A 24,572-nucleotide genomic window follows, 5' to 3' on the forward strand; every position below is an offset into this window, starting at 1 on the left:
TTCTCCTGATCGCAGACCTGCGGAATGATTATTTTTCGTAGAAAACGGCCAGCCAGACGCTGTCCCGCTCCGGCTCGGTCCAGGCCACCCGGTGCCGGCGACGCGCGGGGATGGCCACGCAATCGCCCGGTTTCAGCCTGAGACGCCGGGGCGGGTCCTGGTATTCCAGTTCCGCCGCGCCGGACAGCAGCAGAACCCATTCATCTTCGTCCTGTTCGTACCAGAATCCCTCCGGCGAAGCATGGCCGCGCGAGACGATGCGCTCGACGCGGAATCCTTTCGCGCCGCTGAATAAAGTCTGCAGCAACTCTTCCGGCAGCTCGCCCGGGATGTCGGCGAACAGATTATTCAGCACCAGGGCCTTCCCGGCGGAACAGCGCGTCCAGTTTTTGTTCGTAGGCGTGGTAGTCCAGATGGCTGTACAGATCGGCGCGCGTCTGCATGGTGTCCAGCACCGCCTGTTGGCCGCCGTCGCGGCGGATCGCGCCGTAGACGTCGAGCGCGGCCTGGCTCATCGCGCGGAAGGCGGACAAGGGATAGAGCACCAGGCCGACGCCGTGTTCGCCCAGCTCGCGGGTATTGAACAGCGGGGTGGCGCCGAACTCGGTGATATTGGCCAGCACCGGCACTTTCACCGCCTCGGCGAAGCGGCGGTACATGGCCAGATCGGTCATCGCCTCCGGGAAGATCATGTCTGCGCCTGCCTCGACGCAGGCGACGGCGCGCGCGATGGCGGCGTCCAGGCCCTCCACCGCCAGCGCGTCGGTGCGCGCCATGATCACGAAGCCGTCGTCGCGGCGCGCGTCCACCGCCGCCTTGACGCGGTCCGCCATTTCCTCCTGGCTGACGATGGCCTTGTTGGGGCGATGGCCGCAGCGTTTTTGCTGCACCTGGTCCTCGATATGCACCGCGGCGGCGCCGGCCTTCTCCAGGCTGCGGACCGCGCGGGCGATATTGAAGGCGCCGCCCCAGCCGGTGTCGATGTCCACCAGGAGCGGCAGCTCGGTGACGTCGGTGATGCGGCGCACGTCGATCAGCACGTCTTCCAGCGTGGTGATGCCCAGGTCCGGAATGCCGCAGGAGCAGGCGGCCACGCCGCCGCCGGACAGATACAGCGCCTTGAAGCCGGAGTGCTCGGCCAGCCGGGCGGCGTAGGCGTTGACCGCGCCCACCACCTGCAAGGGCTGTTCTTGTGCTACCGCCAGACGGAAGCGTTGGCCGGGAGTGCTCATCGCGTTGGATTCCTAAAAGTTGCGGAGAAACGGCAAAGCCGTGAAGTCGGAAACTATTTGGCTTTGCATTGTTATCTCTATGTCATTCAAGCAAGTGCTTGGTAGGAGTGTAAGGGCTGGTTTGAGCGCTGGCAATACGGTTAAAACAAATGTTCAAGTTTTGTTCGAGGTCTGTTATGTTTCGCTGCTGAATCGCGTGGGGGAACTCATCGCAAGCGCGGTGGTCTAGTCACAGTCCACATACAACGACCACAAACACGACTAGTGGGCAAATCAGGGAGCATAACAACGACATGAGTGATCGGGATCTCGATCAACAGTTGGTGGAGCGTGCCCAGCGAGGTGAAAAAAGAGCTTTCGATCTGCTTGTTGCCAAGTATCAGCGACGTCTCGCCAGGTTGTTGTCGCGGTTTATCCGCGACGGCGCAGACATCGAGGATGTGACGCAAGAGGCGTTTGTCAAAGCGTATCGTGCCTTGCCGTCGTTTCGTGGCGAGAGCGCGTTTTACACATGGCTGTACAGAATCGGCATCAATACTGCCAAGAATTTCCTTAGCGCCTCCGGACGTCGTCCGGTGGTCAACAGCGAGATAGAGGACGAGGACGGCGAGAGCTTCGACATGGCGTCGCAGCTGCCCGACCTGAACACGCCCGAAACCGAGCTGATGAACAAGGAGATTCTGGCAACGGTCAATGCTGCCGTGGAGGCTTTGCCGGAGGAACTAAGAACCGCAATTTCGCTCAGGGAAATGGACGGTCTATCCTACGATGAAATCGCCAAGGTGATGGATTGCCCGATAGGCACCGTGCGCTCGCGGATTTTCCGGGCGCGCGAGGCGATTGCTGCCGAGCTCAGGCCTTTGCTGGATACGGCCAAGAACAGAAGGTGGTAGGTATGAAAGAAACGATATCCGCGATGATGGATGGCGAACTGGACGACTCTGACATAGGCAGAGCCATCGCCTCCATTTCATCTGACAAGCAACTGGATGCCGCCTGGGGCGAGTATCACTTGATTGGCGACGCGATGCGCGCCAACCGCATGGTTGCGCTCAATGTGCGAGAGCAGGTCGCCAGCCGGCTGGCGGACGAGCCCACGGTGCTTGCGCCGCGGCGCTGGTTGCGCCCGGCGCGCGGCCGCGCCGCAGGCGGGGTGGCCTTGGTCGCTAGCGTCCGCACCGCCGGCGCGGTGGCGCTGGCCGCCAGCGTGAGCTTCGCCGCCGTGGTGGGCTGGCAGCAGCTCTCGCACCGCGGCGAGCCGGCCTCGCTGGTGGCGGACAAGGGCGTGCCGGTGCAAGTGGCCCAGCCGGCGCAAGCCAGCCAGCCCGAGCGCGACGACCCCTATCTGCTGGCTCATCAGGAAGTGACCTCCGAACAAGGCAATATGAAAGTATCCTACGGAAACGGAGCTCGCCGTTAAATGCGTGTAATTCCTCTGATCAGTTTGATGGTTGTGGCGGCCGCGCCTGCCGCCCATGCAGAGGATGACTGGCAGCTGCTGCGCAATGTGGCGGCTGCCGGACGCCAGCAGGCGCTGAACGGCACCTATCTGCACCAGATGAACGGCACGCTGGAAACCTTCCACATCGTCAGGGAAGGCCAAGGCGAAGCCATGCGGGAAAAGCGGACGTCCTTGGACGGGCCTTCCCGCGAAATTGTCCGCAAAGGCAATGAGCTGGCCTGTTTCGCGCCGGACAAGAAAGCCTTGAACGCGGCCAAGATCAGCGCGATGCGCCTGTTTCCGGCCTTGCTGCCGGAGGACATGAGCGAGATCAACCAGTCGTATGCGCTCAAGCATGTGGGCAGCGACCGGGTGGCTCAGCGCGATTGCAATCTGCTGGAGCTGCGGCCCAAGGACAGGCAGCGCTACAGCCTGCGCATGTGCGTGGAGCCACTGACCTCACTGCCTTTGAAGATGGTGACCTTGTCGCCCAAGGGCGAAGCGGTGGAGCAGTTCACCTTCACCGACATCGACCTGAACGGCCCCAAGGACAAGCGAGCCTATCGGCCCAAGTTCGCGCAGAAGTTCCTGCTGCGCTCCGGCGGCGCGTCGACGCCGCAGGCCGGCGCGCAAGTGGACAACGATGTGTCCGGGCTGCCCAACGGCTTCCATCTGCTGCGCTCGGTGCAGCGCAGTCTGCCGGGCCAGGCGGGCAAGTCGGTGCGCCACATGGTGTATTCCGACGGCTTGGTGATGCTGTCGCTGTTCGTCGAGACGCAGCCGGAAGGCGCGCGGCTGGAACGCAGCAGCAATCTGCACGGCGCCATCAATATGGCCACCGGTCCGCAAGGCAGCTACCAGTTGACCGCGGTGGGCGATATGCCCGAGCCGGCGATGATGGGGCTGCTGAAAGGGTTGAAAGTCAGCCTCAAGCCATGACGGCCAAGCTCGTGGATGTTCCTGCAAGCCCGTCCGGAGGCCCGGCCTCCGGCGGCGCGCTTGCGCGGAACGGACCGGGCGGCGCCGGCGCCTTGACGCCGGCTTTCCTGTTTTTCTCGGCGGCGAACGCCGCGGCCGGGCGCCTGGCGCGCGGCCGGTTCGACGCTGAAATTCCCCAGCCGGCTTCCGCCGGCGCGTCTCAAACACAACATATCAAGATGGAGCGCTCATGCCGGTTAAAAAACTGATTGTTTCCGCCATGCTGGCGGCCTCTATTATGGCGGGCGCGGTGCCCGCTGCAATGGCCGCGGAACTGCCGGACTTCAGCCAGATTGTCTCTAACGAGGGCAAGGCCGTCGTCAACATCAGCACCAAGTCCACGGTGCGCGAGGTCAGCAACGATCTGCCCGAGGGCATGAGCGGCGACCCCTTCTTTGAATTCTTCCGTCGTTTCGCGCCGCCGCGCGCCCAGGAGCGGCAAGAGTCGTCGCTGGGTTCCGGCTTCATCATTTCCGCCGACGGCTATGTGCTGACCAATGCGCACGTGGTGGCCCGCGCCGATGAAATCACCGTCAAGCTGACGGACAAACGCGAGTACAAGGCCAAGGTGATAGGCTCCGACGCCCGCACCGACGTGGCGTTGTTGAAAATTGAAGCGGACAAGCTGCCGGTGGTGCGCCGCGGCGACGCCAATGCCTTGAAAGTGGGCGAAGGGGTGTTGGCCATCGGCTCGCCGTTCGGTTTCGAGAACACCGCCACTTCCGGCATCGTTTCCGGCAAGAACCGCATGCTGCCGGATGAGACCCTTGTGCCCTTTATTCAGACCGACGCCGCGATCAATCCCGGCAACTCCGGCGGCCCGCTGTTCAACGCCAGGGGCGAAGTGGTGGGCGTCAACTCCCAGATCTTTAGCCGTTCCGGCGGTTTCATGGGTATTTCCTTCGCCATCCCCATTGACGTGGCGATGGACGTGGTGGCTCAGCTGAAGGCCAAGGGCCATGTCAGCCGCGGCAAGATCGGCGTGGTGATCCAGGAGTTGAGCCAGGATCTGGCCGCCTCCTTCGGCCTGGCCAAGCCGGCCGGCGCGCTGATCACAGCGGTAGAGCCGGGCGGTCCGGCGGCCAAGGCCGGCGTCAAACCCGGCGACATCATCCAGCAAGTGGATGGCAAGCCGGTTGAATCCGGTTCTGATCTGCAGCGGCTGATTGGTAGCATTCCGCCCGGCAAGCCGGTGACCTTAGGCCTGTGGCGCGCTCGCGCCGCGGTGTCTGCCAAGGTGGTGCCGGTGGAGCAGCTGGATCAGAATCCGAGGCTGGCGCAGCGCGAATATCGCGGCTCGCAGCAGGAGCGTCCGGCCGAGCAGAGCTTCTCGCAGATCGGCTTGCGGCTGCAGGTGCTGAATCCGGCGCAGTTGCAGCGCGCCGGCATCAAGTACGGCCTGCTGGTGCGCGGCGCCAATAATGTGGCGATGCGCGCCGGCATTCAACCGGGCGACGTGATCGTGGGCATCGGCAGCGAACCGCTGGTCAATGTCGAGCAACTGAAATCCGCACTGTCCGCGGCCAAAAAGGGCTCGTCGATCGCGCTGCAAGTGCTGCGCCAGGGGGCTATCCAGTTCATTCCGTTGCCGGTGGGCGACGGCAAGTGAGGCTGACGCTGTATTTCCGCGAGTACTGCAGCTTGTGCCATCAGATGCTGGCCGAGCTGCAGCCTTGGCGCGAACGCTACGGCTTTGAGCTGGACGTCGTCGATGTCGACGCCGACCCGGAGCTGGAGCGCCGCTTCAACGAACTGGTGCCGGTTCTGATGGCGGATGAGACCGAAATCTGCCATTGGCGCCTGGATCAGGCCGCATTGGCTGCACATTTGGGCGAAATCGGCTAAAATCCGCGCCAGTGTGAGTTTATATCGGGGGCACTTGGGTGCCCCCGCTTGCTGGATGGGCTGTTAACGGCTTTAGAGGTCGCAATCCTGATGATGAGCCGCTTTCATCAGGCCCGCGGCTTCCATCGGCAGTTCCGGGCACGCTAGCGTGCCCTTATCTTTTGCTGGATATCATGAAAAACATTCGAAATTTCTCGATCATTGCCCATATCGACCATGGCAAATCGACCCTGGCCGACCGCTTCATTCAATTCTGTGGCGGCCTGGAAATGCGCGAAATGAGCGCCCAGGTGCTGGACTCGATGGACATCGAGAAAGAGCGCGGCATCACCATCAAGGCGCAGACCGCGGCCTTGAGCTACAAGGCGCGCGACGGTCAGGTCTATAACCTGAACCTGATCGACACCCCCGGACACGTGGACTTCTCCTATGAAGTGTCGCGCTCGCTGTCCGCCTGCGAAGGCGCGCTGCTGGTGGTGGACGCCTCGCAAGGCGTGGAAGCGCAGACCGTGGCCAACTGCTACACCGCTATCGAGCTGGGCGTGGAAGTGGTGCCGGTGCTGAACAAGATCGACCTGCCGGCCGCCGAGCCGGAGCGCGTCAGCCAGGAAATCGAAGACATTATCGGCATCGAGGCGGCGGACGCGGTGCGCGCTTCGGCCAAGTCCGGCATCGGCATCGAGGACATTCTGGAAGAAGTGGTCAGCAAGGTTCCGCCGCCAAAGGGCGATGCGGGCGGCCCTCTGAAGGCTTTGATCGTCGACTCCTGGTTCGACAACTACGTCGGTGTGGTGATGCTGGTGCGCGTGATCGACGGTTCGCTGAAGCCCAAGGACAAGATCAAGTTCATGGCCACCGGCGCCGAGCATCTGTGCGAACAGGTGGGCGTGTTCACGCCCAAATCCGTCCAGCGTCCGAATCTGAACGCGGGCGAGGTGGGTTTCGTCATCGCCGGCATCAAGGAATTGAAATCGGCCAAGGTCGGCGACACCATCACCCTGGTGTCCAAGCCGGCCACCGAGGCGCTGCCGGGCTTCAAGGAAGTGCAGTCCCAGGTATTCGCCGGCCTGTATCCGGTGGAAAGCCATGACTACGAGGCGCTGCGCGACGCGCTGGAAAAACTGCAGCTGAACGACGCTTCGCTGAAGTACGAGCCGGAAGTGTCGCAGGCGCTGGGCTTCGGCTTCCGCTGCGGCTTCCTCGGCCTCCTGCACCTGGAGATCGTGCAGGAGCGCCTGGAGCGCGAGTTCGACATGGACCTGATCACCACCGCGCCCACGGTGAACTACGAAGTGGTGATGAAGGACGGCGTGGTGGAAGTGGTGTCCAACCCGTCGCGGATGCCGGATGCCGGCAAGTACGACGAGTTGCGCGAACCCATCATCACCTCCACCATTCTGGTGCCGCAAGACTATGTCGGCGCGGTGATGACGCTGTGCAACCAGAAGCGCGGCGTACAGCGCAATATGCAGTACATGGGCCGTCAGGTGATGCTCACCTACGATCTGCCGATGAACGAAGTGGTGATGGACTTCTTCGACAAGCTGAAGTCCACCAGCCGCGGCTACGCCTCGCTGGATTACGAATTCAAGGAATTCCAGAGCGCCGATCTGGTCAAGCTGGATGTGCTGGTCAATGGCGAGAAGGTCGACGCGCTGTCGCTGATCGTGCACCGCGCCTCCAGCGTCTACCGCGGCCGCGAACTGGTGTCCAAGATGCGCGAACTGATTCCGCGTCAGATGTTCGATATCGCGGTGCAGGCGGCCATCGGCGGCCACATCATCGCGCGCGAGACGGTCAAGGCCTTGCGCAAGAACGTGTTGGCCAAGTGCTACGGCGGCGACATCACCCGTAAGAAAAAACTGCTGGAGAAGCAGAAGGCGGGCAAGAAGCGCATGAAGCAGGTGGGCAATGTGGAAATTCCGCAGGAAGCATTCCTGGCAATCCTTCAAGTAGGGGACAAATAAGTGGGCGGAAATCTGTTCTGGGTGTTTGTCGTGGCGGTGGCGATCGGCGGCATGCTGATCGCTTTTGGCGGCAAGAAGCAAGAGGGCGCCAAGGATTGGCCGCAGGCGGTGCAGTGGGGCTACCTGGCGGTGCTGATCGGCGGCTTCGGTCTGCTGTCCAACTATATGAGCTTCACCGCGGTGATGCTGGTCTTCGTGCTGATCACCGGCGCGGTATGGCTGGCGGACAAGCTGGTGCTGGCCAAGCGCCGCGCGGCGGAGACCCCGGCCGGCCATTTCGTCGACTATTCTCGCGGCTTCTTCCCGGTGATCCTGGTGGTGTTCCTGCTGCGCTCCTTCATCGCCGAGCCGTTCCAGATTCCCAGCAGCTCGATGCGTCCGGGCCTGGTGGTGGGCGATTTCATCCTGGTGAACAAATTCACCTACGGCCTGCGCGTGCCGGTGCTGAACACCGTGTTCGCGCCGGTGGACAAGGTGGAGCGCGGCGACGTGGTGGTGTTCAACTTCCCGCCCAACCCCAAGGTCAACTACATCAAGCGCGCCATCGGCCTGCCGGGCGACGTGGTCGAGTACCGCGACAAGCGCCTGAGCGTCAACGGCAAGCCGCTGCCGGACGCCGATGACGGCAACTATGAATACCTGGAGCAGGGCTTGATGATGATCAACGCCAAGCGCTACAAGGAAACCATGGGGTCGCGCACGTACTCGGTGCTGAACAACGACGGTTCGCCCACTGTGGCTTTGAGCCAGGTGCAGGACTTCCCGTTCCGCGACAACTGCCGCTATGATGACAATGGTTTTGTCTGCAAGGTGCCGGCCGGCCATTACTTCATGCTGGGCGACAACCGCGACAACAGCCTGGACGGCCGCTACTGGGGCTTCGTCAACGACAAGCTGATGGTGGGCAAGGCCTTCATGATCTGGATGAACTTTGGCGACCTGTCCCGCATCGGCAAAACCATTCACTGATAAACGCAAGATCGCAAGCTCGGAGCGCATTATGCATTTCAGTCGTCAGAAGGGCCTGTCGCTGTTTTCCGTACTGCTGGTGATGATCGTGCTGGGCGCGGTCCTCGTGCTGGGCATGAAGGTGATGCCGGTGTACTCGGAGTACGCCGAGGTGCGCCAGGCGATCACCGCCTTGTCCGCTCAAAGCAATGTCGGCGAGCTATCCGTTCGCCGGGATTTCAACCAGCGGGCCGGCGTGGCCGGCATCGCCTCGATCAAGGGTGAAAACCTGGTGGTGGTGACCGGCGGCAATTACGTGTACATCCGCGCCGCTTATCAGCGCGAAGTGCCCTTGTTCTCCAATGTCAGTCTGCTGTTCAAATTCGATACCCAAGCGGGCCAGCCCCCGCAATAAGCCAAGTGATACCAACCGACAATAGATTCCGGCGCCTGAGTCAGGCGCTGGATTACGCATTTCAGAAGCCGGAGTTGCTGCGTCAAGCCTTGACGCATCGCAGTTACGGCGCCGGCAACAACGAGCGTTTCGAATTCGTGGGCGACAGCATCCTCAATTACACCGTCGCCCGCATGCTGTTCGATCAATTTCCCAAGCTGACCGAGGGCGAGCTGTCGCGGCTGCGCGCCAATCTGGTCAACCAGAACACCCTGGCCGAGATCGCCCACGAGCTGAAGCTGGGCGATTACCTGTACCTGGGCGAGGGCGAGCTGAAAAGCGGCGGTTTCAACCGTCCGTCCATCCTCGCCGACGCGCTGGAAGCCACTTTCGCCGCGGTCAGCTTCGACTCCGATTTTCTGCGCGCCGAGCAAGTGGTGCGCAGGCTCTACGCCGAACGCGTGTCCTCCATCGACACCAGCCGCCAGGCCAAGGACGCCAAGACCCGTTTGCAAGAAGCGCTGCAGGCGCGCAAGCTGGCCTTGCCCAAATACCGGATACTGTCGCAAAGCGGCGAAGCCCATGAGCAATGGTTCCGCGTGGAATGCGACCTGGGCGAGCTGGCGATAGGCTCCACCGGCGAAGGCGGCAGCCGCCGCGCCGCCGAACAGCAGGCCGCCGAAGCGGCGCTGATCCTGCTGGAACAAAAACTCGCTGCGAGCAAGAAACGTATATGACTGACATCCAATATCACTGCGGCTTCGTCGCCATCGTCGGCCGTCCCAACGTCGGCAAGTCCACGCTGATGAACCATCTGATCGGCCAGAAGATCAGCATCACGTCCAAGAAGGCGCAAACCACGCGTCACCGCGTCACCGGCATCCACACCGAGAACAACGCCCAGTTCGTCTTCGTCGACACCCCGGGTTTCCAGACCTTTCACAAGGGCGCGCTCAACGAAACCCTGAACAAGAGCGTCAAGGACTCGCTGGGCAGCGTCGATTGCGTGCTGTTCGTGCTGGAGGCGATGCGCTTCACCGGCGCGGACCGCGAAGTGATGGCCTTGCTGCCCAAGCGCACCCCGGTGATTCTGGTGGTGAACAAACTGGACAAGGCCAAGGACCGCGACGCGCTGCAGGCCTTCATCGCCGAAGTGCAGGCGGAATTCGCCTTCGCCGGCGTGGAAGTGGTCAGCGCCAAGCACGGCCAGCGCCTGAGCGAGCTGCTGGAGCAAGTGCGTCCGCATCTGCCGGAATCGATGCCGCTGTATCCGGAAGACATGGTCACCGACAAGAGCGAACGCTTCCTGGCCGCCGAGATCGTGCGCGAGAAGCTGTTCCGCTACCTGGGCGAAGAGCTGCCGTACGAAATGAACGTGGAAGTGGAAATGTTCGAAATGGACGGCGAGCTGCGCCGCATCCATATCGGCGTGCTGGTGGACAAGGAAAACCAGAAGCCCATCGTCATCGGCCGCGGCGGGGAGAAGCTGAAGAAAATCTCCACCGAGGCGCGGATGGACATGGAAAAATTGTTCGACGGCAAGGTCTTCCTGCAGGTCTGGGTCAAGGTCAAATCCGGCTGGGCCGACGACGTCCGCTTCCTGCGGGAATTCGGCCTGGACTGAAGCCCTCATGCACTATCATTTGGCGCCGTCCTGTTGGACGGTGATTTTTTCTCTGCAGCAAGGGCAGGACTTGCCCGGCAGCCGCGACTTGCTGGAGCGCATCGCCCGGCTGGCGGCCTGCCAGGCCGGTTTCCTGGGCCTGGAGCGCGGAGAGCCGGGACGGGACACGGTGTCCTACTGGGACAGCGTCGAGGCCATCGCCGCCTGGCGTCAGTGCGCGGAGCGCCTGATCGCCCAGCGCTACGGACCGGAAGCCTGGTATCGGGTGTTCGCCTTCAATGTGAGCGCGGCCGCGGTGTGCCCGTGGCCGGCGGCCGGGGGCGCCGGATGAGCCAGCCGGGCAGGGTGGATCGCCAGCCGGCCTATGTGCTGCACGCGCAGCCCTACCGGGAAACCAGTTTGCTGGTGGAGGTGCTCAGCCGCGAGCACGGCCGTTTTTCGGTGGTGGCGCGCGGCGCGCGGCGGCCGCGGGCCGATCTGCGCGGCCTGTTGCTGCCTTTCCAGCCCTTGACCCTGTCCTGGTTCGGCAAGGGCGAACTGCGCACCCTGCACAGCGCGGACTGGGACGGCGGCGTGCCGCAGTTGTCCGGCCTGCCGCTGATCTGCGGTTTTTATCTGAACGAATTGATGATGAAGCTGACCGCGCGCGACGACCCCGAACCGCGCGCCTTCGCCGTTTACGACGCGGCGGTGCGCGGCCTGGCGCGGCAAGGCGGTCTGGCCGCGGTGCTGCGCCGCTACGAATTGCGGCTGATCCAGGTGTTGGGCTACGCGCCCAGCCTGCTGCGCGACGGCGACGGCGCCGACGTGGACGCCGGACTTGATTATTGGTGCCAGGGCAACGCCGCGCCGGAGCGCGACGCCGGCCAGAGCCTGGAGCGCGGGCTGCGGCTCAGCGGCGCCAGCCTGCTGGCGATAGAGGCCGACGATTACGCGGCTGCGGCCACCCGGCTTGAAGCGCGGGCGCTGATGCGAGTATGGTTGACCGCTTTATTGGGCGAGGAGCCGCTGGCTTCGCGCGAACTGTTACAGGCCGTCAATTCGCTGTCGGATTGAGGCCAAGCTATCGGGAGTGAATATGATTCTGTTGGGTGTAAACATCGATCACGTCGCCACCTTGCGCCAGGCGCGCGGCACCCGTTATCCCAGCCCGGTGGAGGCCGCGCTGGTGGCGGAAACCGCCGGCGCCGACCTGATCACCCTGCATCTGCGCGAGGATCGCCGTCACATTCAGGACGCCGACGTGGTGGCGATGCGCCAAGTGGTCAAGACCCGGGTCAACCTGGAAATGGCGATGACAGAGGAAATGCTGGCCAATGCGCTGGCGGTGAAGCCGGAAGACGTGTGCCTGGTGCCGGAAAAGCGCGAGGAAGTCACCACCGAGGGCGGCCTGGACGCCATCGGCCATTTCGCCGATGTCAGCCGCTACACCCGCAGCCTGCTGGACGCCGGCATCCGCGTGTCCATCTTCATCGATCCGGACCGCGCGCAGATCCAGCGCGCCTGGGACGCCGGCGCGCGCGTGGTGGAATTGCACACCGGCGCTTACGCCGACGCCCATGACGCCGCGGCGCGCGACGCCGAGCTGGCGCGCATCCGCGACGCCGCCGCCTTCGCCGCCGAGCTGGGCATGGTGGTCAACGCCGGCCACGGTCTCAACTACCACAATGTGCAGCCGATCGCCGCCATTCCGCAGATCGCGGAACTGAATATCGGCCACGCCATCGTCGCCCAGGCGCTGTTCGTCGGCTTCGCCGAGGCGGTGAAGGAGATGAAGGCGCTGATGGCGGCCGCGCGCGGCTGATTCCGGTGCCCACTGTCGTCACCCACGCCCTGGCCGGCGCGACGCTGGCCGGCCTGTGCGCGCCGCGTCCGCTGCGCGCGCCCGGCATGCCCGGCTGGCTGCTGCTGTGCGGCGCGGCGGCGATGCTGCCGGATCTGGACGTGATCACTTTCAAGCTGGGCATTCCCTACGCCAGCCCCTGGGGGCATCGCGGCATCTCTCATTCGCTGACGCTGGCCTTGATCGCCGGCGGCGTGCTGGCCGCGCTCGGGCGCCGCTGGTGGTCGCGGCTGGGTCTGGGGCCGCTACGCGCCTTTGTCGTGCTGAGCCTGGCGGTGGCCTCCCACGCCTTGCTGGACATGTGGACCGACGCCACCCATGGCCCGGCTTTGGCGATGCCCTGGCATCCGGGGCGCTTCTTGTTTGATTGGCGGCCTATCGAAGGCTCGCCGCTGACGCTCGGCCGCTGGCTGGGTCCCAAGGGGCTGCGGGTGCTGAGTTCGGAGCTGCTTTACGTCTGGCTGCCCTGTCTGCTGCTGTGGCTGTCCCGCGCTTTTTGGCTGCGCGGACGCGGAGAGGGCGGACGATGATTTACGGCATAGGCACCGATCTGGTGGACATCGAGCGCATGCGGGGGATGTTCCAGCGCTGGGGCTTCAAGCTGGGGCGGCACATGCTGGCCCCGGCCGAGCAGCGGGCTTTCGCCGACAGCGCCGATCCGGCGCGCTTTCTGGCCAAGCGCTTCGCGGTCAAGGAGGCTCTGGCCAAGGCGCTGGGCACCGGGGTGCGCGCGCCGGTGTTGCTGACGGCGATCTGGGTCGAGCATGATGAATGGGGTAAGCCGCTATTGGCGCTAAGCCCTGAATTGGAAGAATTTTTAAGCCGGCGCGGCGTGGGCGCGCGTCATCTGTCCATCAGCGACGAACGCGGCCACGCGCTGGCTTTTGTGGTGCTGGAGCGCTCCGCGCCCGGCTAAGAACGTGTTTACGATCTCGCGAGCAAGGGCGAGACAAGGCGTTGCGGCTGAAAAAGCGGAGTGTACACACGGTACATGAGCATTTTGAAGACGTGCTCACCGTGTAACGCTCCACAAGGCGTTGCGGATCGTAAAAAGGTTCTAAGAGAGAAAGCAAACCGATGCAGCAGACTCAACAGAGCGCGGCCTTGCCGCGCGGGCCGGTAATGGCGGGCGTGGCCGGCCTGCGGCTGACGGACGAAGAGAAACAGCGCTTGGCGCATCCGCTGGTGGGCGGGGTGATCCTGTTCCGCCGCAATTTCCAGGACATCGAACAGCTGAAGGCGCTGACCGCGGAAATCCGCGCCTTGCGCAGCCCGCATTTGCTGATTGCGGTGGATCACGAGGGCGGCCGGGTGCAGCGCTTCCTCGACGGCTTCACCCGTCTGCCGCCGATGCAGGTGCTGGGCAGGATGTGGGAGCAGGACCGCGCGGCGGCCTTGGAGCAGGCGGAGAACGTGGGCTATGTGTTGGCCGCCGAGCTGTCAGCCTGCGGCGTCGACCTGTCCTTCACCCCGGTGCTTGACCTGGATTGGGGGCGCTGCGCGGTGATAGGCAACCGCAGCTTCCACCGCGATCCGGCCATTGTGGCCGAGTTGGCCGAGGCGCTGCAGCGCGGCCTGGCGCGCGGCGGCATGTCCACTTGCGGCAAGCACTTCCCCGGCCATGGCTTCGTCGAGGGCGACAGCCATCATCTGATGCCGGAGGACGGCCGCAGCCTGGCCGAGCTGGAGGCGGACGATCTGGTGCCCTTCGGCCGCCTGGCGGCCGCCGGCATGGGCTCGGTGATGCCGGCGCATGTTCTGTACCCGGCGGTGGACGCGCAGCCGGCCGGTTTCTCGCCGGTGTGGCTGCAGCAGGTGCTGCGCGGCCGGCTGGGCTTTGACGGCGTGATCTTCTCCGACGCCTTGGACATGGAGGGCGCGGCCGGCGCCGGCGACTTTGTTCAGCGCGCCGACGCGGCCTTGGCCGCCGGTTGCGATATGGTGCTGGTCTGCAACGATCCCCGGCAGACCGATCTGATCTTGGCCCATCTGCGGCCGCCGGCGCAGCCGGAACTGGCGCGGCGGCTGGAGCGCATGGCCGGCAAGGCGGCGGATTGGGCGGCGGAGCTGGCCGGCCCGGCCTTCGCCGCGGCGCGCGCCCAGGTGGAGCGTTTGAACATGCCGGTGGACGCGATGCGCGGGCCGGACGTGGGCGAGGCCAATTAAGCGTGACGCTTGCTTAGAGCTGCTAACAAACCCCTGATGCTGCGTTGCGCCGACTTGTCGTACTCAAGTACTGCCTGCGTCGGCGCGCCTTGCCTCAGCCGTGAAACTGACAATGTTAGCCGTTCTTAAAGGGGAGCGGAAAACGTCTTTTGCCACGGAAGGCTAGGAAAAAAGGGAAGGTCTGTGGTTTCTTTTGCCACGGAAGCACACGGAAAAACACGGACCAAAGACGGTAGAAGGTTTCGTGGGCCTCCTGGCCGAAGGAGTTGTCTTTTGCCGTGTCTTCCGTGTGTTTCCGTGGCTAATAAAAGTGGCTAAACAAACTGCACCGGCACGTAGAAGTCCCGCCCCGGGCGGCTGACCAGCACTTGCGGCTGGCCCTGGATCACCGCGCGGAAGGCGCGCGGCAGCCGGCGCCAGTCCATGAACTTCATCTTGATGCTGTCGTACTGCGCTTGAGTGTGTTCCATGGTGTTCTCCCGAAGGTTCAGTCCACTTTGTGGATGACGTTGGTGACGACGCCCCAGATATGGAAGGCGGCGTCTTCCGGCACCGGAATCGGCTGAAATTCCGGGTTTTCCGGCAGCAGGCGGATGCCCTTGGCGGTTTTTTCCAGCCGCTTCACCGTCAGTTCGCCATTGAGCGCCGCCACCACAACCTTGCCGTTGCGCGCCTCCGTCGCGCGGTCCACCACCAGCAGGTCGCCGTCGTGGATGCCGGCGCCCAACATGGATTCGCCCTTGACCGTGACGAGGAAGGTGCTGCCCGGCCGCGGCGCCAGCCTGGCGTTGAGGTCCACGTCGTCTTCCTTGAGATCGTCCGCCGCCACCGGCGAGCCGGCCGGCACGCTGTTGGCGAACAGCGGCAGCGACAACTCGCTGAGGTGGCGCGCCAGGGTGCGCACGTCGTCGGCCTGGGCGTTGTGGGCGGTGCGCCAGCTGCGGTAGTCGCGCAGCCAGTCTTCCAGCACCGGTTTCAACGGTTCCGGCACGCGGAGGGCGACGGTCTTGTCTCCGCCGTAGCTGGATTTGCGGCCGGCGCCGCTGCGTTTGCCCCCATGGCTCATTGGCTAATCCTCTGTAATGCAAGCAGATTTGATTGTGTACATTATCAAAGCCCAGGGCAAGTTTTTTTTGAGCGCGCCGGCGGCGGGCGCAAAAAAGCCCGCTGAGGCGGGCGGGTTTCGGCGGGCGGGCGGCGGCTTCAGAGCCGGTAGAAGCAGCGGGCGCAAACCGCGCGGTAGCGGGCGTTGCCGCCGATTTCCACCTGCGGGCCTTCTTTGACGCGGCGGCCGTCGGCGTCGATGCGAATGTGCATGGTGGCTTTTTTGCCACATTCGCAAATGGTCTTGATCTCTTCGATTTCGTCGGCCAGCGCCAGCAGCATGCCGGAGCCGATGAAGGGCTCGCCGCGGAAATCGGTGCGCAGGCCGAAGCAGATCACCGGAATGTTGCGGGTGTGGGCCAGCTCATGCAACTGGTGCACCTGCTCCGGGGTGATGAACTGGGCTTCGTCGATCAGGATGCAGGCGGTCTGGCCGAAATCCTCGGCCAGGAAGTTCAGCTCCGGCGAGAAGGTGCGGGCGTCGCGCTGCAGATTGAGGCGGGAGGTGATCTTGCCGAAGCCGTAGCGGTCGTCCATCGCGCTGGTGAACAGCGCCACGGTCTTGCCCATGGATTCGTAGTTGTTGGCGATTTGCAGCAGCTGGGTGCTCTTGCCGCTGTTCATCGCGGCGTAGCGGAAAAAGAGTTTTGCCATCGATGGGTTCTCGCTGGGGCTTAGGGCCTGTTTACGATCTCGCGAGCTAAGGGGAGACAAGGCGAAAACGGTTGAAGAAGCGGAGTGTACAAGAGGTACATGAGCATTCTGAAGCCGTACTCACCGTGTAACGCTCCACGACGCGCAGTAGATCGTAAATAGGTTCTTTAAAGGTCACCGCCGGTTTCCAGCACATAGCTGGCGCCGGCATCCTGCGCCAGATGCTGGGCGAGGTAGGGCAGCACTTCGCGCAGCGTCTGCGGCAGCGTCCACGGCGCGTTGAGGATGAACATGCCGCTGCCGTGCATGCCGAAGCCGTCGCTGGACGGCTTTTGCACGTGCAGTTCGGCGCGCAGCCAGTTCTTGGCGCCCAGCTTCTTCATTTCCTTGGGCAGTTCCTTCATCTCGGCGCGTTGCAGGCAGGGATACCAGACCGCGTAGACGCCGGTGGCGAAGCGTTTCAGGCTTTCCTTCAGCGTGGTGATCACGTGCTGGTAATCGCGCTTGTCCTCGTAGGGCGGGTCGATCAGCACCAGCGCGCGGCGCGGCGGCGGCGGCAGAATCGCCTTGATCGCCTCGAAGCCGTTGGCCTGCTGGATTTGCACGCGGCGGCCGGCGTCGGCGAAGGTGTCGGCCAGCAGCTGGTGGTCGGTGGGGTGCAGTTCGAACAGGCGCAGCTTGTCGCTGGCCGGCATCACTTCCGCCGCGCACCAGGGCGAGCCGGGGTAGAGCTTGAGTTCGCCGTCGGCGTTCAGGCTGCGCACCACGTCGACGTAGTTGGCGACGGCTTCCGGCAGGTCCTCGCGCCGCCACAGGCGGGCGATGCCGGATTCGAATTCGGCGTTCTTGGTGGCGTAACCTTCCACCAGCGAGTAGGCACCGGCGCCGGCATGGGTGTCGATATACCAGTAGGGCTTGGCTTTCTGGCCCAGGTAGTTCAGGAGTTCGATCTGGATCAGATGCTTGAGCACGTCGGCGTGGTTGCCGGCGTGGAAGGCGTGGCGGTAACTGAGCATGGCTGCGGGGTATGGCGTTCGTCAGCCGCGAATTGTACCGGATTCGGCGTGGCCGCGCAGCGTGTCCTCCAGCGCGGCGCGCCAGCCCAGTTGTTCCGCAAGCTGCATGAAATCGTCGGCCGGCGGCGCTTGCAGCCAGAGCGGCTGCCCGCTGTCAGGGTGGCTCAGCCGCATTGCGACGCAGGCCAGCAGCAGGCGCCGGCTGCCGAAATGCTCGGCGAACATGCGATTGTGGCGGCCCTTGCCGTGGGTGGCGTCGCCGATGATGGGGTGGGCGATGTGCTTCAGATGGCGGCGGAGCTGGTGGCGGCGGCCGGTGTGAGGCGTCAGCTCCAGCAGGCTGTAGCGGCTGCTGGGGTAGCGTTCGACCTCGATCGGCAGCTCGATGCGCGCCAGCGTGCGGTAATCGGTGACGGCGGCCTGCGGCGCGGTGTCCACGGTTTCGCCTATCCATTCCAGATCGTCCGGGCGCCGGCTCAAGGGGTAGTCGATGCGTCCGGCGTCGTCGGCGTGGCCGCGGACCACGGCGATATAGCGCTTGTCCACCTGCTGGCGTTCGAACTGCCAGCTCATTTCGCGGCACATGTCCTTGTCCAGCGCGAACAGCAGCACGCCGGAAGTGCCCTTGTCCAGCCGGTGCACCGGGTAGACCCGCTGGCCGATCTGGTCGCGCAGCAGCTGCACGGCGAAGCGGGTTTCGTTGCGGTCCAGCGCGGTGCGGTGCACCAGCAGGCCGGAGGGCTTGTGAATGGCGATCAGCCGGTCGTCGCGGTAAAGAATGGGCAGCATGGGGCGGCTTGAAGCGGGTGGGGAAGGCCGGCATTGTAGGCGTTGCCGGCCGGCTTTGGAAGGCGCGCGGGCGACGGACGATGCCCTTGTGCTGTAGTTTTATGTCTTACGCTTCCATTACGCGAAAACAACAGCGTTTTGTCATGCTATTGGCGTTTTTGTGCGCGGGCTCGGGCTTTGCCGGTTTTCGTTGCGACATGATATTTCAAAGTAGAGAGGAAGTTGTTTACAGGCCATGGGTGCGTCATTACAATTCGCCGCGCTCAAACAAGAATGACAGGGCGGCGTCTGTGCCGATTGCGATCCCGTTTGCCACGGGATGGCGGCAGGACCGCATCCGCGCAACCAGGCGTGTAGTTGCGACGCTACATGACAAAGGGTTGGCGGGCGCTTTGCTTCGCTGCACGACACGGGAACCACAGGGGGTGATCGACGTGCGGGTTGACCAACAAACTCCATAGAGTCATAGAGATGAAAATCCAGCTGAAACGAATGAGCTTTGCCGTAGCGGCCGCGGTGTTGTCCACTTCCGCCTTCGCCAAAGAATTCTCGCCCGCCGTGGTCTACGACATGGCCGGCAAGTTTGACAAGAGCTTCAACGAGTCCGCGTACAACGGCGCCGAGCGTTTCAAGAAGGAATTCAAGATCAACTACCGCGACGGCCAGATCGCGTCCGAAGCCCAGAAAGAACAGCTGCTGCGCAATATGGCGCGCCGCGACGCCGACATCGTGGTGGCCATCGGCTTCTCCTTCACCCAGGCGGTGGAAACCGTGGCCAAGGAGTTCCCCAAGGTCAAGTTCACTCTGATCGACGCCGTGGCAAAAGGTTCCAACGTTCAGAGCATCGTGTTCAAGGAACAAGAAGGCGCCTTCCTGACCGGCGTGGCCGCGGCGATGGCCTCCAAGAGCGGCAAGGTGGGCTTTGTCGGCGGCATGGACGTGCCGCTGATCCGCGCCTTCGGCTGTGGCTATGTGCAGGGCGTGAAGTTCACCAACAAGAACGCCAGCGTGATCCAGAACATGACCGGCACCACTCCGCAGGCCTTCAACGACCCGGCGCGCGGCACTGAGCTGGCCAAGAGCCAGTTCGACCGCGGCGTGGACGTGGTGTTCGCCGCCGCCGGCGGCACCGGCCTGGGCGTGCTGCAAGCCGCCAAGGCCGCCGGCAAGTACTCCATCGGCGTGGACAGCAACCAGAACCATCTGTACCCGGGTTCGGTGCTGACCTCCATGGTCAAGCGCGTGGACGTGGCGGTGTTCAACACCTTCAAGGACGCCAAGAACGGTTCCTGGAAGCCGGAAGTCAAGGTGCTGGGCCTGAAGGAGGCCGGCGTGGATTGGGCGCTGGACGCCAACAACCGCAAAGTGATCACTCCGGCGATGGAGAAGAAGATCAACGCGGCCAAGGCGGACATTATCGGCGGCAAGATCAAGGTGGTGGATTACCGCGCCAACAACAGTTGCCCGATGCAATAAGCTGAGCTGAGTTTTCCCTGATCCGTTTCGGGGACGCAGGCACGATGCATTCCATCGTGCCTGTTTGTTCATGCCGGAGCGGAATCAGGTTGACCCTAACCAGGGAATATGAATAAGCATGACCGAGTTTGCCATTGAGCTGGCGGGCATCAACAAGAGTTTTGGTGCCGTCAAAGCCAACCGCGACGTCTCGATGAAAATCGCCAAGGGCACCGTCCATGGCGTCATCGGCGAAAACGGGGCCGGTAAATCCACGTTGATGAGCATTCTGTACGGCTATTATCAAGCCGACAGCGGCGCCATCCGGGTGAACGGCAAGGAAGCGCCGATCCGCAACAGCCAGGAAGCCATCGAGCTGGGAATCGGCATGGTGCATCAGCATTTCATGCTGGTGGACACCTTTACCGTGCTGGAGAACATCGTGCTGGGCGCCGAAGGCGGCCTGGTGCTGAAAAAGGGGCTGGACGAGGCCCGCGAGCATCTGAAAGAGCTCAACCGCAATTACTCGCTGGAGGTGGATCCGGACGCGCTGGTGGGCGATCTGGGCGTGGGCCTGCAGCAAAGGGTGGAAATCCTCAAGGCGCTGTACCGCGGCGCCGACGTGCTGATTCTGGACGAGCCCACCGCGGTGCTGACGCCGCAGGAAGCCGATCACCTGTTCCACATCCTGCGTTCGCTGAAGGCGCAGGGCAAGACCGTGATCCTGATCACCCACAAGCTGCGCGAGGTGATGGACATCACCGACGGCGTCAGCGTGATGCGCGCCGGCACCGTGGTGGCCAATGTCGCCACCTGCGACGTGGACAAGGAAAAGCTGGCGGACTTGATGGTGGGCCGCAAGGTCAGCCTGAAAGTGGACAAGGCCGAGCGCGAGCCGGGCGCGGCGGTGCTCAGCGTCAAGAATCTGTGCCTGACCGACGCGCGCGCGGTCAAGCTGCTGGACCAGCTGAATTTCGAAGTGCGCGCCGGCGAGATCGTCGGCATCGCCGGCGTGTCCGGCAACGGCCAGTCGGAACTGTTGGAAGTGCTGGCCGGCATGTTGGAGCCCAGCGCCGGCGAGATGGTCTACAAGGGCGAGGACCTGCTGCGCCGCCGTTGCGGCGGCGAGCCGCGCGCCGCGCTCTACCGCAGGCTGGGCATCGCCCACGTGCCGGAAGACCGCTCGCGCGAGGGCCTGGTCAAGGCCTTCTCCAGCTATGAAAACGCCATTCTCGGCTATCACGGCGAAACCGGCCTGGGCCGCGGCCCGTGGTATTCGCGCAAGCGGCTGTTGGCGCGCACCCGCGACTTCATCCAGCAATTCGACATCCGCCCGGGCAATCCGCTGCTGCGCGTGGGCCTGCTCTCCGGCGGCAATCAGCAGAAAGTGGTGCTGGCGCGTGAAATCCACGCCAATCCGGACCTGCTGCTGATCGGCCAGCCGACGCGCGGCGTCGACATCGGCGCGATTGAATTCATTCACAAGCGGCTGGTGGAACTGCGCGACGAGGGCAAGGCCATTTTGCTGGTCTCGGTTGAATTAGAAGAAATCCTGGCGCTGGCCGACCGCATCCTGGTCATGGCCGGCGGACAGATCTCCGGCGAAGTGGCGGCCAAGGACGCTGACACCATTTCGCTGGGCCTGCTGATGGGGGGGCACAAGCATTGAAATTCGGACAACCTTCCACCTTGCCGCGCTGGGCGCAGCTGACGGTGCTGCCGGCGCTTAATCTGATGGCGGCGCTGCTGGTGACCGGCCTGGTCACCTGGCTGATAGGCGAAGACCCTTGGGAATGCCTGAAGCTGCTGATCAACGGCGCCTTCGGCTACGGCGAGGGCATAGGCTACACCCTGTTCTACACCACCGGCTTCATCTTCACCGGCCTCGCGGTGGCCACCGCCTTCCACGCCGGCCTGTTCAATATCGGCGGCGAAGGCCAGACCTATCTGGCCGGCCTGGGCGTCACCCTGGTGGTGCTGGGCTTCGACCACAGCCTGCCGCCGGCGGTGCTGGTGCCGCTGGCCATTCTGGCGGCGATGGGCTTCGGCGCGGCCTGGGCCTTCGTGCCGGGCTGGTTGCAGGCCAAGCGGGGCAGCCACATCGTGGTGACCACCATCATGTTCAACTTCATCGCTTACTCCTTGATGTTGTACCTGATCAGCCATCACTTGATCGAGGCCGGCTCGCAGAATCCGACCACGCGCGAATTCGGCCAGGCGGCCTGGATTCCCGCCATCCATGAAGTGGCGGCGCGCTTTGGCGTGGAGATTCCCACCTCGCCGCTGAACCTGAGCTTCGTGATGTCCTTGCTGGCCGCCGCGCTGTTCTACCTGGTGGTGTGGCATAGCCGTTGGGGCTTCGAACTGCGCACCGTGGGCACCAGCGAACCGGCCGCCCGCTACGCCGGCATGAGCGTCAGCCGCGTCATCATCCTCGCCATGTGCGTGTCCGGCGCGCTGTCCGGTCTGGCCGCGGTCAACGAGCTGATGGGCTCCGCCCACCGCATGAACGTGATGTTCACCAACGGCGTGGGCTTTGTCGGCATCGCCGTGGCGCTGATGGGGCGCAACCACCCGGTGGGCATCATCCTGTCCGCGCTGTTGTTCGGCGCCTTGACCCAGGGCGGCTCCGACCTGTCCTTCGAGAAGCCGATGATCACCCGCGAGATGATCATCTTCATCCAGGGTCTGATCATCCTGTTCTGCGGCGCGCTGGAAAACCTGTTCGAGCCGTTCATCGCCGGCCTGTTCAAGCGCAAGGACGACAAATAATGGAAATCTTCTTCAGTCTGCTCGATTCCACGCTGCGCGTGGCCACGCCGCTGATCCTGGCCGCGATGGCCGGCATGTTCTCCGAACGTTCCGGCGTGGTGGACATCAGCCTGGAAGGCAAGATGCTGGTGGCGGCCTTTGCCGCGGCCGCCGCGGCCTTCGCCACTCAGAACCCGTGGATAGGCATGGCCTGCGGCATCGCCGCCTCGGTGGCGATGGCGATGATCCACGCCTTCGTGTCCGTCACCTACAACGGCAATCAGCTGATTTCCGGCATGGCGCTCAACACCGTCGCTTCCGGCATCACCCCGGTGCTGGGCCTGGCCTGGTTCCAGCAGGGCGGCAACACCCCGCAGCTGCCGGACGAGGGCCGCTTCCACGAGATCGCGCTGCCGTTCGCCCATGAGCTGCGCGAGGTGCCGCTGCTGGGCCAGCTGTACAGCAAGCTGCTGTCCGGCCACAGCATCCTGGTGTATCTGACTCTGTTCCTGATCGTGCCGCTGGTGGCCTGGGTGTTGTACAAGAGCCGCTTCGGCCTGCGTCTGCGCGCCGTGGGCGAGAACCCGCACGCGGCGGACACCGCCGGCATTTCGGTGGCCAGGGTGCGCTACACCGCCTTGTTCTGGGGCGGCGTGTTGTGCGGCATCGCCGGCACCTATCTGTCCGTGTACCAGACCGGCAGCTTCATCAAGGAAATGACGGCGGGCAAGGGCTTCCTGGCGCTGGCCGCGTTGATTTTCGGCAAATGGAAGCCGCTGCCGGCGGTGCTGGGCTGCCTGGTGTTCGCTTTCGCCGACGCCATCCAGATCCGTCTGGAAGGCGTGGCGCTGCCGGGCATCGGCCAGATCCCGTCCCAGGCCATCGCGGTGATTCCCTATGTGCTGACCGTCTTGCTGCTGGCGGGCTTCGTCGGCCGCGCGGTGGCGCCCAAAGCGATAGGCATTCCCTTCGTCAAGAGCCGTTGACCGGCTTTTGAGCCAAGTCGGAAACCGCCAGCGGGCTTTGCCCCTGGCGGTTTTTTGTTTTATATCGCATACGGGAACCTTGCCGTCGTTTGTTATTCATAGTGATTCCCAATCTCAACTGCCATTGCGTCGCCAGGTGGTTGTTCAGAAAATTTGAATCTTTTGCGCTAATAATTTCGCTATGACGGCAATGGGCGCGCTTTTATGATTAACGGGCATGATAAGTTTTAATCTGCCGCTCATTTGTAATAAGGAATTCGATGCAACGCTACAGTCCGACACAGATAGCCCTGCACTGGCTGATTGCGCTGTTGATCATTGCCGCCCTGATCATGGGCTGGTATTTCAACAGCATGCAAATCACTTCGCCGGCCAGTTTCAAACTGAAAGCCTCTTTGATCGCCTGGCACAAATGGGTGGGCATCAGCGTGCTGGCGCTGGCCGTGCTGCGCCTGGTCTGGCGCGCGCGCCGCGGCGCGCCGGCGCCTTTGCCCGGGCAGCCGGCCTGGCAGCTCAAGGCCGCCGGTCTGATCCACGTGCTGCTGTACGCGCTGATGTTGGCCATGCCCTTGGTGGGCTGGCTGATGAGCTCGGCCAAGGGCTACCCGGTGGTGTGGTTCAACCTGGTGCAACTGCCGGACCTGGTGGACAAGAACGAAGCGCTGGGCCATGTGCTGGGCTGGAGCCACGCGCTGATGGCTTACGCCATCGTCGCCATCGTCGGCCTGCACGCGCTGGCGGCATTGAAACATCACTTTATCGATCGCGACGCCACACTGGCGCGGATGTTGCCGTCCTGTCGCAAAGGAGATCCTCAAGCATGAAATTTCTGACTTCCCTCGCCCTGAGCGCCGCCGTGGCGCTGGCCATGGCGCCGGCCCAGGCCGCGCAAACGCTGAACGCGGCCAAGAGCACGCTGGGCTTTACCTTCAAGCAGATGAACGTGCCCACCGAAGGCCGCTTCAAGAGCTTCGCCGCCAACGTCAGCTTCGACGCCGCCAAGCCGGAGGCCACCAAGGCGGTGTTCACCGTGGACCTGGGCAGCGTGGACGTGGGCAGCGCCGACGGCAACACCACGGTGCGCGGCGCGTCCTTCTTCAATATCGCCAGCCTGCCCAAGGCCACCTTCACCGCCAAATCGGTGAAGGCTCTGGGCGGCGGCAAGTTCGAAACCCGCGGCACCCTGAGCCTGAAGGGCGTCAGCCGCGAGGTGGTGTCCACCTTCACCGCCGCCAGCGCGGGCAATGAAACCACGCTGCAAGGCAGCTTCCCGCTGCAACGCCTGCAGTTCAAGGTGGGCGACGGCGCTTGGGACGACACCGAGGCGATCGCCGATCTGGTGACCGTCAAATACAAATTCGTTCTGACCGGCAAGTAAT

At 63.7% G+C, this 24,572-nt stretch carries 30 protein-coding genes; 23 read left to right on the forward strand and 7 right to left on the reverse strand.

Annotation, left to right across the window (positions count from 1 at the left end):
- Positions 1–28: 28 nt before the first annotated feature.
- Positions 29–355 (reverse strand): cupin domain-containing protein, encoded by a 327-nt coding sequence (locus AB1Z25_RS08730; RefSeq protein WP_486637042.1) that lies wholly within the window; start codon positions 353–355, stop codon positions 29–31.
- Positions 345–1,232 carry a methylisocitrate lyase gene (prpB, locus tag AB1Z25_RS08735; protein ID WP_486637043.1) on the reverse strand — a complete coding sequence of 296 codons (888 nt, stop codon included), beginning with the start codon at positions 1,230–1,232 and terminating at the stop codon, positions 345–347. Before prpB ends, AB1Z25_RS08730 begins: the two co-directional genes overlap by 11 nt.
- A gap of 293 nt (positions 1,233–1,525) precedes the next feature.
- On the opposite strand from prpB, the gene rpoE reads away from it, so the two are divergent.
- From rpoE to nagZ, 17 genes are all read left to right on the forward strand, one after another.
- Positions 1,526–2,125, forward strand: a complete 600-nt coding sequence (gene rpoE / locus AB1Z25_RS08740) for an RNA polymerase sigma factor RpoE (protein ID WP_043641588.1) — start codon at positions 1,526–1,528, stop codon at positions 2,123–2,125.
- Positions 2,126–2,127: 2 nt separating this feature from the next.
- Positions 2,128–2,652 (forward strand): sigma-E factor negative regulatory protein, encoded by a 525-nt coding sequence (locus AB1Z25_RS08745; RefSeq protein ID WP_107799407.1) that lies wholly within the window; start codon positions 2,128–2,130, stop codon positions 2,650–2,652.
- The gene (locus AB1Z25_RS08750; RefSeq protein ID WP_107799406.1) at positions 2,653–3,612 is read left to right on the forward strand and encodes a MucB/RseB C-terminal domain-containing protein; all 960 of its coding nucleotides are present in this window, start codon (positions 2,653–2,655) and stop codon (positions 3,610–3,612) included. It abuts the gene before it with no gap.
- Positions 3,609–3,860: a hypothetical protein gene (locus tag AB1Z25_RS08755; RefSeq protein WP_486637044.1), complete on the forward strand. Its 252-nt coding sequence runs from the start codon at positions 3,609–3,611 to the stop codon at positions 3,858–3,860. Before AB1Z25_RS08750 ends, AB1Z25_RS08755 begins: the two co-directional genes overlap by 4 nt.
- Complete coding sequence (locus tag AB1Z25_RS08760) at positions 3,842–5,260, forward strand: DegQ family serine endoprotease (protein ID WP_486637045.1); 1,419 nt, start codon at positions 3,842–3,844, stop codon at positions 5,258–5,260. Before AB1Z25_RS08755 ends, AB1Z25_RS08760 begins: the two co-directional genes overlap by 19 nt.
- A complete protein-coding gene (locus AB1Z25_RS08765; RefSeq protein ID WP_107799404.1) occupies positions 5,257–5,496 on the forward strand; it encodes a glutaredoxin family protein in 240 nt (79 codons plus the stop codon). Before AB1Z25_RS08760 ends, AB1Z25_RS08765 begins: the two co-directional genes overlap by 4 nt.
- A gap of 173 nt (positions 5,497–5,669) precedes the next feature.
- The gene (gene lepA, locus AB1Z25_RS08770; protein WP_107799403.1) at positions 5,670–7,463 is read left to right on the forward strand and encodes a translation elongation factor 4; all 1,794 of its coding nucleotides are present in this window, start codon (positions 5,670–5,672) and stop codon (positions 7,461–7,463) included.
- On the forward strand, positions 7,464–8,432 hold the full coding sequence (gene lepB / locus AB1Z25_RS08775; RefSeq protein WP_199225869.1) for a signal peptidase I: 969 nt from the start codon (positions 7,464–7,466) through the stop codon (positions 8,430–8,432).
- A 31-nt stretch (positions 8,433–8,463) separates the two neighbouring features.
- Positions 8,464–8,826, forward strand: a complete 363-nt coding sequence (locus AB1Z25_RS08780) for a DUF4845 domain-containing protein (RefSeq protein ID WP_486637046.1) — start codon at positions 8,464–8,466, stop codon at positions 8,824–8,826.
- Positions 8,823–9,542 (forward strand): ribonuclease III, encoded by a 720-nt coding sequence (gene rnc, locus AB1Z25_RS08785; protein WP_370445214.1) that lies wholly within the window; start codon positions 8,823–8,825, stop codon positions 9,540–9,542. The genes AB1Z25_RS08780 and rnc overlap by 4 nt, the downstream gene beginning before the upstream one ends.
- Positions 9,539–10,429, forward strand: a complete 891-nt coding sequence (era, locus tag AB1Z25_RS08790) for a GTPase Era (protein ID WP_048410780.1) — start codon at positions 9,539–9,541, stop codon at positions 10,427–10,429. Before rnc ends, era begins: the two co-directional genes overlap by 4 nt.
- Before the next feature lie 7 nt (positions 10,430–10,436).
- Positions 10,437–10,760, forward strand: a complete 324-nt coding sequence (locus AB1Z25_RS08795; RefSeq protein WP_486637047.1) for an antibiotic biosynthesis monooxygenase family protein — start codon at positions 10,437–10,439, stop codon at positions 10,758–10,760.
- Positions 10,757–11,485 carry a DNA repair protein RecO gene (gene recO / locus AB1Z25_RS08800; RefSeq protein WP_486637048.1) on the forward strand — a complete coding sequence of 243 codons (729 nt, stop codon included), beginning with the start codon at positions 10,757–10,759 and terminating at the stop codon, positions 11,483–11,485. The genes AB1Z25_RS08795 and recO overlap by 4 nt, the downstream gene beginning before the upstream one ends.
- Positions 11,486–11,507: 22 nt before the next feature.
- The gene (pdxJ, locus tag AB1Z25_RS08805; protein ID WP_107799399.1) at positions 11,508–12,233 is read left to right on the forward strand and encodes a pyridoxine 5'-phosphate synthase; all 726 of its coding nucleotides are present in this window, start codon (positions 11,508–11,510) and stop codon (positions 12,231–12,233) included.
- A 5-nt stretch (positions 12,234–12,238) separates the two neighbouring features.
- Positions 12,239–12,802 carry a metal-dependent hydrolase gene (locus tag AB1Z25_RS08810; protein WP_486637049.1) on the forward strand — a complete coding sequence of 188 codons (564 nt, stop codon included), beginning with the start codon at positions 12,239–12,241 and terminating at the stop codon, positions 12,800–12,802.
- On the forward strand, positions 12,799–13,188 hold the full coding sequence (acpS, locus tag AB1Z25_RS08815; RefSeq protein WP_486637050.1) for a holo-ACP synthase: 390 nt from the start codon (positions 12,799–12,801) through the stop codon (positions 13,186–13,188). The genes AB1Z25_RS08810 and acpS overlap by 4 nt, the downstream gene beginning before the upstream one ends.
- A 161-nt stretch (positions 13,189–13,349) precedes the next feature.
- Positions 13,350–14,438 carry a beta-N-acetylhexosaminidase gene (gene nagZ / locus AB1Z25_RS08820; RefSeq protein WP_486637051.1) on the forward strand — a complete coding sequence of 363 codons (1,089 nt, stop codon included), beginning with the start codon at positions 13,350–13,352 and terminating at the stop codon, positions 14,436–14,438.
- Between the two features lie 314 nt (positions 14,439–14,752).
- Here the strand turns inward: nagZ and AB1Z25_RS08825 are convergent, their stop codons facing one another.
- The 5 genes from AB1Z25_RS08825 to AB1Z25_RS08845 form a co-directional block, all read right to left on the reverse strand.
- Positions 14,753–14,908 carry a hypothetical protein gene (locus AB1Z25_RS08825; protein ID WP_167604380.1) on the reverse strand — a complete coding sequence of 52 codons (156 nt, stop codon included), beginning with the start codon at positions 14,906–14,908 and terminating at the stop codon, positions 14,753–14,755.
- A gap of 17 nt (positions 14,909–14,925) precedes the next feature.
- Positions 14,926–15,504, reverse strand: a complete 579-nt coding sequence (locus tag AB1Z25_RS08830; RefSeq protein WP_107799396.1) for a LexA family protein — start codon at positions 15,502–15,504, stop codon at positions 14,926–14,928.
- A 137-nt stretch (positions 15,505–15,641) separates the two neighbouring features.
- Positions 15,642–16,196 carry a thymidine kinase gene (locus tag AB1Z25_RS08835; protein ID WP_227107985.1) on the reverse strand — a complete coding sequence of 185 codons (555 nt, stop codon included), beginning with the start codon at positions 16,194–16,196 and terminating at the stop codon, positions 15,642–15,644.
- A gap of 167 nt (positions 16,197–16,363) precedes the next feature.
- Complete coding sequence (locus AB1Z25_RS08840) at positions 16,364–17,212, reverse strand: 23S rRNA (adenine(2030)-N(6))-methyltransferase RlmJ (RefSeq protein ID WP_486637052.1); 849 nt, start codon at positions 17,210–17,212, stop codon at positions 16,364–16,366.
- 21 nt (positions 17,213–17,233) lie between these two features.
- Positions 17,234–18,001, reverse strand: coding sequence for a tRNA pseudouridine(65) synthase TruC (locus AB1Z25_RS08845; protein WP_486637053.1), 768 nt, complete (start codon positions 17,999–18,001; stop codon positions 17,234–17,236).
- 492 nt (positions 18,002–18,493) lie between these two features.
- On the opposite strand from AB1Z25_RS08845, the gene AB1Z25_RS08850 reads away from it, so the two are divergent.
- From AB1Z25_RS08850 to AB1Z25_RS08875, 6 genes are all read left to right on the forward strand, one after another.
- Positions 18,494–19,477, forward strand: a complete 984-nt coding sequence (locus AB1Z25_RS08850; protein ID WP_107799392.1) for a BMP family lipoprotein — start codon at positions 18,494–18,496, stop codon at positions 19,475–19,477.
- 118 nt (positions 19,478–19,595) lie between these two features.
- Complete coding sequence (locus AB1Z25_RS08855) at positions 19,596–21,125, forward strand: ABC transporter ATP-binding protein (protein ID WP_486637054.1); 1,530 nt, start codon at positions 19,596–19,598, stop codon at positions 21,123–21,125.
- Positions 21,122–22,228: an ABC transporter permease gene (locus AB1Z25_RS08860; RefSeq protein ID WP_233246676.1), complete on the forward strand. Its 1,107-nt coding sequence runs from the start codon at positions 21,122–21,124 to the stop codon at positions 22,226–22,228. The genes AB1Z25_RS08855 and AB1Z25_RS08860 overlap by 4 nt, the downstream gene beginning before the upstream one ends.
- Positions 22,228–23,193 (forward strand): ABC transporter permease, encoded by a 966-nt coding sequence (locus AB1Z25_RS08865; protein ID WP_107799390.1) that lies wholly within the window; start codon positions 22,228–22,230, stop codon positions 23,191–23,193. The genes AB1Z25_RS08860 and AB1Z25_RS08865 overlap by 1 nt, the downstream gene beginning before the upstream one ends.
- Positions 23,194–23,453: 260 nt before the next feature.
- On the forward strand, positions 23,454–24,017 hold the full coding sequence (locus AB1Z25_RS08870) for a cytochrome b (protein ID WP_107799389.1): 564 nt from the start codon (positions 23,454–23,456) through the stop codon (positions 24,015–24,017).
- Positions 24,014–24,571: a YceI family protein gene (locus AB1Z25_RS08875; protein ID WP_227107992.1), complete on the forward strand. Its 558-nt coding sequence runs from the start codon at positions 24,014–24,016 to the stop codon at positions 24,569–24,571. The genes AB1Z25_RS08870 and AB1Z25_RS08875 overlap by 4 nt, the downstream gene beginning before the upstream one ends.
- Position 24,572 lies beyond the last annotated feature (1 nt).

The organism is Chromobacterium sp. HL1, assembly GCF_057418835.1.